Origin of the sequence: Promicromonospora sp. NPDC050249, from assembly GCF_040656015.1 — a bacterium.
Classification (GTDB): domain Bacteria; phylum Actinomycetota; class Actinomycetes; order Actinomycetales; family Cellulomonadaceae; genus Promicromonospora.
The window spans coordinates 1-8,601 of sequence record NZ_JBFAKY010000070.1; the positions used below are offsets into that span (position 1 = coordinate 1).

General features: G+C 68.0%; 8 protein-coding genes. 6 read left to right on the plus strand and 2 right to left on the minus strand.

The features are described from left to right. Nucleotides 1-134 precede the first annotated feature (134 nt). Together AB0I32_RS26895 and AB0I32_RS26900 are read right to left on the minus strand one after the other, a co-directional pair. Entirely contained in the window at nucleotides 135-881 is a 747-nt protein-coding gene (locus AB0I32_RS26895) for a hypothetical protein (protein ID WP_357511730.1), read from the minus strand. A gap of 190 nt (nucleotides 882-1,071) precedes the next feature. Next, nucleotides 1,072-1,275: a cold-shock protein gene (locus AB0I32_RS26900; protein ID WP_116677330.1), complete on the minus strand. Its 204-nt coding sequence runs from the start codon at nucleotides 1,273-1,275 to the stop codon at nucleotides 1,072-1,074. 247 nt (nucleotides 1,276-1,522) lie between these two features. Between AB0I32_RS26900 and AB0I32_RS26905 the strand changes: the two genes are divergently transcribed. The 6 genes from AB0I32_RS26905 (at nucleotide 1,523) to AB0I32_RS26930 (ending at nucleotide 8,466) form a co-directional block, all read left to right on the plus strand. Continuing rightward, a complete protein-coding gene (locus tag AB0I32_RS26905; RefSeq protein WP_357511732.1) occupies nucleotides 1,523-2,377 on the plus strand; it encodes an aldo/keto reductase in 855 nt (284 codons plus the stop codon). 255 nt (nucleotides 2,378-2,632) lie between these two features. Beyond that, nucleotides 2,633-3,910, plus strand: a complete 1,278-nt coding sequence (locus AB0I32_RS26910; protein ID WP_357511734.1) for an ABC transporter substrate-binding protein — start codon at nucleotides 2,633-2,635, stop codon at nucleotides 3,908-3,910. A gap of 391 nt (nucleotides 3,911-4,301) precedes the next feature. Then, nucleotides 4,302-5,705, plus strand: coding sequence for a branched-chain amino acid ABC transporter permease (locus tag AB0I32_RS26915; protein WP_357511736.1), 1,404 nt, complete (start codon nucleotides 4,302-4,304; stop codon nucleotides 5,703-5,705). A 13-nt stretch (nucleotides 5,706-5,718) separates the two neighbouring features. Beyond that, a complete protein-coding gene (locus AB0I32_RS26920; protein ID WP_357511738.1) occupies nucleotides 5,719-6,705 on the plus strand; it encodes a branched-chain amino acid ABC transporter permease in 987 nt (328 codons plus the stop codon). Next, nucleotides 6,695-7,705 carry an ABC transporter ATP-binding protein gene (locus tag AB0I32_RS26925; RefSeq protein ID WP_357511741.1) on the plus strand — a complete coding sequence of 337 codons (1,011 nt, stop codon included), beginning with the start codon at nucleotides 6,695-6,697 and terminating at the stop codon, nucleotides 7,703-7,705. The genes AB0I32_RS26920 and AB0I32_RS26925 overlap by 11 nt, the downstream gene beginning before the upstream one ends. Next, entirely contained in the window at nucleotides 7,702-8,466 is a 765-nt protein-coding gene (locus tag AB0I32_RS26930) for an ABC transporter ATP-binding protein (RefSeq protein WP_357454967.1), read from the plus strand. Before AB0I32_RS26925 ends, AB0I32_RS26930 begins: the two co-directional genes overlap by 4 nt. The last annotated feature ends 135 nt before the right edge of the window (nucleotides 8,467-8,601 follow it).

The following is an 8,601-nucleotide window of genomic DNA, read 5'->3' on the forward strand; positions in this document are numbered from 1 at the left end:
GCGCGGCCTCGAGGAGATCGCCCTCTCGGACGACTACTTCGTGGAGCGCAAGCTCTACCCGAACGTCGAGCTTGTCGGGACCTGCGAGGCCTCGACAAGCTCGACCAACGGGGCGGAGCCAGTCCAGCGGGAGGTTAGAACTCGCCGCCTCCGAAGTCGCCCCCGCCGAAGTCTCCGCCGCCACCGAAGTCTCCGAAGAAGCCACCGCCGGCGTCGCCGCCCACATCACCGCCGGCGTCGCCGCCAGAGGCCTCGACCGGCTCCGCGCCGGCCTCGCCGCCCTCGGCGCCCGCTTCCTCCGCGCCGCCGCCTTCACCGCCACCCTCTTCGCCGCCGGCGAAGTCCTGGGCGGGGTCCCCGAAGGAGCTGCCGAACATCATGTCCGCGACTGCCGAGCCGATGACCATGCCGCCGATCGTGCCGAGCATGCTCGCGCCGAGCATCGAGCCGAAGCCCGGGCCGCGGCTCTGGCCGAAGTTGCGCTCCAGGGTGCCCGGGTTGCGCATCTCCGCGCGGGTGGCCATGCGAGCAAGGTCCCGCGGGTCGTCCGAGGTCGCGCGCTCGTTCGGCGGGACGGTCTCGCTGAGCTGGGCCAGTACCTGGCTGCGCTGCTCGGGCGTGAGCTGCGCGAACGCCTCGGCGTGCGCCTCCTCGACGCGGTCCGGCGGTGCGGTGCGAAGCAGGTAGCGGTAGCGCTCGATCGCCACCTCGTCCTCGCTGCGGCCGGTGCTCGCGGCGGAGCCGTAGACAGGTGCGGTGCCGTACTCGGGAGTCTGGCCCGACGTCTGCCGGTACTGCTGCTGCGGCATTCTGCCGCCCTGATACATACCCGGAGTCTGCTCGCGCGGCTCGCGGCCAAGCAGTCGGTCGAGGAAGCCCATGATCTCGTCCTTCGTAGGTGACGGTCCAGGTGGGAAACGCCCGGCGCGGCCCAACGGTTCCGGATCGAGCCGTCGGTCCACGGGCTGAAATGGCGAAGGCCCGGTCACCTCGAAAGGTGGCCGGGCCGACGTCGTACAACCTGCGACGAACTCAGCTGAGCTCAGCGCGATGGTTGCGAAGTCTGAGGGATCAGATCGGGCGGATGTTCTCCGCCTGCAGGCCCTTGGGGCCCTGCTTCACGTCGAACTCGACGCGCTGGTTCTCCTCCAGTGAACGGTAGCCGTCCGACTGGATCGCACTGAAGTGAGCGAACACGTCCTGCCCACCGTCCTCGGGTGCAATGAACCCGAAGCCCTTTTCGGCGTTGAACCACTTGACGGTTCCGAATGCCATGTACTGCTCCTTGCATGAGGCGACGACCCCGACCGTCGGGATCGCATAATCACGGTGTCGTCGTCATCTCACGGAAGAACGATCGAGGCACTGCAACGCCCCTACCCTACCCGCCAGACGCAAGGAAAGCCCGATCAATCTTGAGTGACTTGCATCCGACTTGTCTCCGAGGGGCCTGAAGCCCGGTTTTCAGGGCCTCGCCGCCGGTGTGTCGACGGTGTCAGGGGCGGATGTTAGAACGGTTGGTATGAACGCAGCCACCGACATCCCGTCCGTCAGGCTCAACAACGGCGTCGAGATCCCGCAGGTGGGTCTCGGCGTGTTCCAGGTGCCAGGCAACGGCACGCAGGCGTGTGTCGAGACAGCCCTCGAGCTCGGCTACCGGCACATCGACACCGCTGCCGCCTACTACAACGAGGACGGCGTCGGCGCGGCCGTCCGGGCCACCGGCGTCCCGCGCGAGGAAATCTTCGTCACCACCAAGCTGCGCAACGGCGACCAGGGCTACGAGAGCGCGCTGCGCGCCTTCGAGGACAGTCGCCGGGCGCTCGGTCTCGACGTCGTCGACCTGTACCTCATCCACTGGCCGGTACCCGGCCGCGGTCTGTACGGAGAGACGTGGCAAGCCTTCGAGAAGCTGCTGGCCGACGGTGCGGTGCGGGCCATCGGGGTCTCCAACTTCCTGCCCGAGCACCTAGACCGGCTGGTCAGCGAGTCGAACGTGGTGCCGGCGGTGAACCAGGTGGAGCTGCACCCGACCTTCAGCCAGCCGGCCACCGTCGAGCGGAGCCGGGCCCACGGGATCGTCCCGGAGGCGTACTCGCCCCTGGGGCAGGGCGCTGACCTGGAGGCACCGGCAGTGGTCAGCATCGCGAACGAGCTCGGCGTGACGCCCGGTCAGGTGGTGCTCCGCTGGCAGGTGCAGCACGGCGTGATCCTGATCCCGAAGTCCGTGAACCCTGAGCGCATGGCGACCAACCTCGACCTGTTCTCGTTCTCGCTGACCGAGGCGCAGATGGCGGACATCGACGCCCTGGACTCGCCGGACGGCCGGATCGGCGCGGACCCGGCGACTGCTTCGTTCACCCAGTTCCGAAGCTGACCGGAGGGGCCGGCGGTGGCGTGCTCGGGGTGCAGAAGGACCCCCTGCCGAGCTGTCGTCGGCTCGTTTCTTGCCGGTTCAAATCCTGTTTCACCCCTGCTCTTGGGGCGCGGTGTGGTCTGGGTAACATCCTCGTAACGATCGAGTCGGTGTGGCGGACTAGACACATTGGTGACACAGAGTGTGACTACGTTCACGCCACGACGAGGCAAGTCGCCGCGTCAGGTTCACTCCCGCTCGAAGGGGAACAGCAGAATGATTCGACGTTCCACGGCGGCGCGCGGTCTCGCGATCGCCGCTGTCCTCAGCGTGGGCCTCGCGGCCTGCACCACCACCTCCGGAGGCGGCGAGGGGGAGGGCTCGTCCGATCCGCTGAAGATCGGAACCCTGCTCCCGCTCACCGGCAACCTCGCCTACCTGGGTCCGCCCGAGGTCGCGGGCGTCGGTCAGGCAGTAGACGACATCAACGCCGCGGGCGGCGTCCTCGGCAACGACGTCGTCGTCGAGAACGCGGACTCGGGCGACGGTGACAACCTGCAGGTCTCGACCAACTCGGTCAGCGAGCTGCTCGGCAAGGACGTCAACGCCATCATCGGCGCGGCGTCCTCGACGGTGACCCTGAACGTCGTCGACTCGGTGACCGAGGCCGGCGTCATCCAGGTCTCGCCCGCCAACACTTCCACGACGCTGTCGGGCTACGACCCGCTCTTCGCGCGGACCGCACCGCCGGACACCGTGCAGGGCCAGGCGCTCGGCTCGCTCATGCTGGACGACGGGCACCAGAAGGTCGCCTTCCTCACGATGCAGGACGACTACGCGACCGGTCTGCGCGACAACGTGCAGAAGGCTGTCGAGGCAGGCGGCGGCGAAGTCGTGTACGGCGCCACCGGCGACGGCACGGAGTTCGGGCAGGCCGAGACCAACTTCTCGAACGTGGTGGCGGACGCGATCGCCGCCAAGCCCGACGCGATCGCGATCTTCGCCTTCGTGGAGACCAAGGCGGTCATCGCTGAGCTGATCACCCAGGACTGGGACTTCGCCGGCAAGACCTACCTGTGCGACGGCAACACGGCGGACTACTCGGCGGACTTCGATCCGGGCACGCTCAAGGGTGTCAAGGGCACCATCCCCGGCGCCGACGCTCCCGAGGAGTTCAAGGAGCGCCTGAACGACTGGTACGTGGCGGAGAACGACGAGGAGCTGAGCGACTACGCGTACGCGGCGGAGTCGTACGACGCCGCCATCCTCGTCGCGCTCGCCGCCGTTCGCGGTAAGGGCACCGACGGCCAGACGATCGCGGAGAACATCCGTGCCGTCTCGGGCTCGGAAGAGGGCGCCACCGAGGTCTCGACGTTCGAGGAGGGCGTCGAGGCGCTCGAGGCGGGCGACGAGATCGCGTACCAGGGTGTCTCCGGCATCGGGCCGCTGAACGAGGACAACGACCCGTCGTCCGCGTTCATCGGCGTCTACGAGTACGACGGCGACAACAAGAACATCTGGACCAAGGTCGTCGAGGGCTCGGTCGCAGGCTGACCTGATCGCTCGTGATCATCGCTCCTGATTGCTGAATGACAGGACTGAAAGACGATCGGCCCGGTCACCTCTCTGGGTGACCGGGCCGATCGTTGCCGAACTGCGATCCAAGCGGGTGTCGAAGCGGACACGGCACCCGCCACCAGCCGCGCTACCCCTGGTTGGACCCCGGTCTGCAACGGTGCAGATCCCCCGGGTGGTCCATCTGCGGCCGGCGAAACCCTGTGTGACACGACACGTGTAATCCGTGACACATGGTGCGGCTACACTTCCGGCACGCTGATGCCATCAGTTTGATGCAGGCCTGGTTAAGCAGGGCTAAATCATCCTGGCATCGAGCGGCACCGAGACCTCGGGCACTACACACCAGAACCGACGGAGGACCCGGCAGATGACAGCCGACCGACCGAACCTCGCGACAGCCGCGCGCAGGCTCGTGGCCACGCTCGCGGCAGTGGCCTTCCCGGCCTTGCTCGCCGCGGCGCCAGCCATGGCCGCCACGGCGCCCGTCGCGACAGACTGCACACCCGACGCCTCGACGGCCTGCGTCGCGGCGATCGTCATGGACGAGGACAACAACTTCGTCCCGAACGTCGGCGTCACCATCTCGGGCGCCGAGTTCGACGCGAAGGTGACCACCACCCAGGAGGGTCCGGTGTCCGTGGAGGTGCCGGAGGTCGGCACGTACACGATCACCCTCGACGAGGCGACCCTCCCTGACGGGTTGTTCCCCGACCCCGCCGAGCGTCAGGTGACAGCGCAGACGGGCTCCACCGCGCGCGGCGCGATCACGCTCGGTGACGAGCCGGTCGGCAGCGCACCGTCGGCCGATCCAGGCGCGACCGGGGGCACGGAGACACCCGCCGCCGGCGAGGAGGGCTCCGAAGAGGCGACCTCCGGCGGGTTCTCGTGGTCGAACGCGTGGCAGAAGTTCGGGCTGGGCATCCGCCTCGGCCTGCTCCTCGCTCTGGCGTCGGTGGGCATCAGCCTGATCTACGGCACCACCGGCCTGTCGACCTTCGCGCACGGCGAGCAGTTCACCCTCGGGGCCGTGCTGGCCTTCATGGGAGTCAACATGTGGGGTCTGCCCTTCTGGGCAGCGGCAGCCATCGCGCTGGCCATCTGCACGGCCACCGGATTCGTGCAGGACGTCGTGCTGTGGAAGCCGCTGCGACAGCGCTCCACACCGCTGACGCAGCTCATGATCATCACCATCGGGCTCTCCCTCGTCCTGCAGTTCTCGATCCAGCTCATGATCGGCAACGGCTCGGAGCGCATCCTGAGCAGCAACCCGACGTCGATGACCATCGCGGGCATCACGCTCTCGTCGTGGTCCTGGACGTCGATGGCCGTCGCGGTGCTGGCGATCCTGTTCATCGGCTGGTTCCTCACCCGGACGCGGATCGGTCGGGCCACGCGCGCCGTGTCGGACAACCTGGCGCTCGCCTCCGCCACCGGCATCAACCCGGACAAGATCATCCGCATCGTCTGGACCATGTCCACCGGCTTCGCCGGTCTGGCGGGCCTGATGTACGGCCTGTCCGTCGGCACCTTCAGCTGGAACACCGGCATGCAGATCCTCCTGCTGATGTTCGCGGCCGTCACGCTGGGTGGCCTCGGGACTGCGTTCGGCGCACTGGCCGGGTCCATGGTCATCGGCATCGTCGTCGAGATGTCGCCGCTCATCCCCGGCATGCCGAACGACCTTCGCTACGCCTCCGCGCTCGCGATCCTGATTCTCGTCCTCCTGCTGCGCCCGCAAGGCTTGCTCGGCCGGCGCGAGCGGATCGGCTGAAAGGACTACTCCCATGGAAGAACTGAGCCGAATCCTCACGCAGTCGGCCGAAGAGCTGATCGCGCCGACCACTGCCGCCTTCGTCCTGGCCGCCATCGGCCTCAACCTGCACTTCGGGTACACCGGTCTGCTCAACATGGGCCAGGCGGGCTTCATGCTGCTCGGTGCCTATGGCTTCGCGATCTCGACGATCGCGGGGGCGCCCATCTTGCTCGCGGTGATCGTCGCGCTGGTCGCCAGCATCCTGTTCGCACTGATCCTGGGTATGCCCACCCTGAAGCTGCGCGGTGACTACCTGGCGATCGTCACCATCGCGGCGGCCGAGATCGTCCGCATGCTCGGCCGGTCCAGCGGCCTCGCCGAGTGGACCGGCGGCCAGGCCGGTCTGCGCGGCAACGAGTTCAAGGAGACGTTCGCCGCCCTGTCGCCCCTGCCCGACGGGAGCACGGCCATCGGCCCGTTCGAGCACCTCAACAACGGCTCGGACTCGTGGTGGGTGCGGATCGTCGGCTGGAGCCTCGTGGCACTGGCCCTCGTGGTCGTCTGGCTGCTCACCCGTAGCCCGTGGGGCCGCCTGCTGAAGGGGGTCCGCGAGGACGAGGACGCCGTCCGCGCCCTGGGTAAGAACGTCTATGCCATCAAGATGCAGGCCCTCGTGCTGGGCGGCGTCTTCGGATCCCTCGGCGGCGTGCTGTACGTGCTGCCCCGCGCCGTCCAGCCTGACGGCATGGCCCGGTCGATGACGTTCTTCGTCTGGATCGTGCTGCTGCTCGGCGGTGCGGCGACCCTGTTCGGGCCTGTGCTGGGCTCGATGCTCTTCTGGGCGGTCTTCATGCTGCTGCGTGCCGGCATGCGCGAGGGGCTGGCCGACTCGCTCTCCCCCAGCCAGGTGGAGACCATCGGTGGCCTCGTCGTGGGTGTGGCCCTGATGCTGCTGGTGATCTTCCGTCCGCAAGGAATATTGGGGAACAAGAAGGAGCTCGCCTTCGATGCCCGATGAGACGACGGAGACCGACGAGACGACGGAGAACAAGGTGACTGAGGTGACCGAGCCCGAGAGCACCGCCGAGGCGCTGGACGCCGTCGAGCGCAGCGACTCCGCGGCGGCCAGAGCGGCGGAGCACGTCCTCGCCGGCGTCGACGCGAAGGTGGGGGTCAGCAAGCCCGACCCGATCCTGATGGCCGACGGCGTGCAGCGGCGGTTCGGCGGCATGACCGCCGTCGACGTCGAGCACCTGGAGGTTCAGCGGGGCGTCATCACCGCCCTGATCGGCCCCAACGGTGCGGGCAAGACGACGTTCTTCAACCTGCTCACCGGGTTCGACAAGCCCAACCAGGGCTCCTGGTCCTTCGAGGGCAAGTCGCTCGACGGGATGGGCGCCGCCAAGGTGGCGCGCAACGGCATGGTCCGCACGTTCCAGCTCACCAAGGCGCTGTCGCGCCTCACGGTGATGCAGAACATGCTGCTCGCCGCGATGGACAACCCCGGCGAGAACATGTTCCGTTCCCTGATCAGGCCCCTGTGGTCCGGCACGGAGAAGCGGAACACCGAGAAGGCGCTCGAGATCCTCTCGCGGTTCAAGCTCGACACCAAGAAGGACGACTTCGCGGGTTCGCTCTCCGGCGGCCAGCGCAAGCTGCTCGAGATGGCCAGGGCCCTGATGACGGACCCGACCATGATCATGCTCGACGAGCCCATGGCCGGCGTGAACCCCGCCCTCGTGCAGTCCCTGCTGCACCATGTCCAGGCGCTGCGCGACGACGGCATGACGGTGTTGTTCGTCGAGCACGACATGCACGCCGTCCGGCACATCTCGGACTGGGTGGTCGTGATGGCGGAGGGCAGGATCGTCGCCGAGGGACCGCCCGCCGCCGTCATGCAGGACCAGGCGGTCGTGGGCGCCTACCTCGGCGCCCACCACGACACCGACCTCGGGGACGACTCGCTGCTCGACCCCGCGGTCCTGGCCCGGCTCGAGGCCGAGGAGGAGAAGCGATGAGCGACGTGGCAACGATCGCCAAGGGGGAGCCCCTGCTCAAGGCGACCGACATCGTGGCGGGGTACCTGCCCGGCGTGAACATCCTGAACGGGTGCAACCTCGAGGTGGCCAAGGGCGAGCTCGTCGGCATCATCGGCCCGAACGGAGCCGGTAAGTCGACGCTGCTCAAGTCCCTGTTCGGTCTGGTGAACGTGCGCTCCGGCTCCGTCACCCTTGCCGGCCAGGACATCACGAACCAGAAGGCCAACACGCTCGTCTCGCAGGGTGTGGGCTTCGTGCCGCAGAACAACAACGTGTTCCCCTCGCTCACCGTCGAGGAGAACATGCGCATGGGCGTGTACCTGCGGCCCAAGACGTTCGACGAGCGGTTCGAGTTCATCACCGACCTGTTCCCCACGCTGGGCGAGCGGCGCGGGCAGCGGGCGGGCGCCATGTCGGGTGGTGAGCGCCAGATGGTCGCGATGGCCCGTGCGCTCATGATGAACCCGTCGGTGCTGCTGCTCGACGAGCCGTCCGCCGGCCTGTCGCCGGTGCGTCAGGACGAGACGTTCCTGCGCACCCGCATGATCAACAAGGCGGGCGTGTCCGTCGTGATGGTGGAGCAGAACGCGCGGCGCTGCCTGCAGATCTGCGACCGCGGCTACGTGCTCGACCAGGGCAAGGACGCGCACACCGGGACCGGCCGGGAGCTCCAGGCCGACCCCAAGGTGATCTCGCTGTACCTGGGCACCCTGGCGGAGGACGTCGACAAGGCCTCCTGACCCGCGACGAGAACGTGCCTGGTCTCGACGGGCTCGACCACCGGTGATCGATACCGGTGGTCGAGCCCGTCGAGACCCGGGACGTTGTGTCTCCGGGCGGGCGGGGTATGGGCGGGGGCAGCAGTTGGCCGCTGA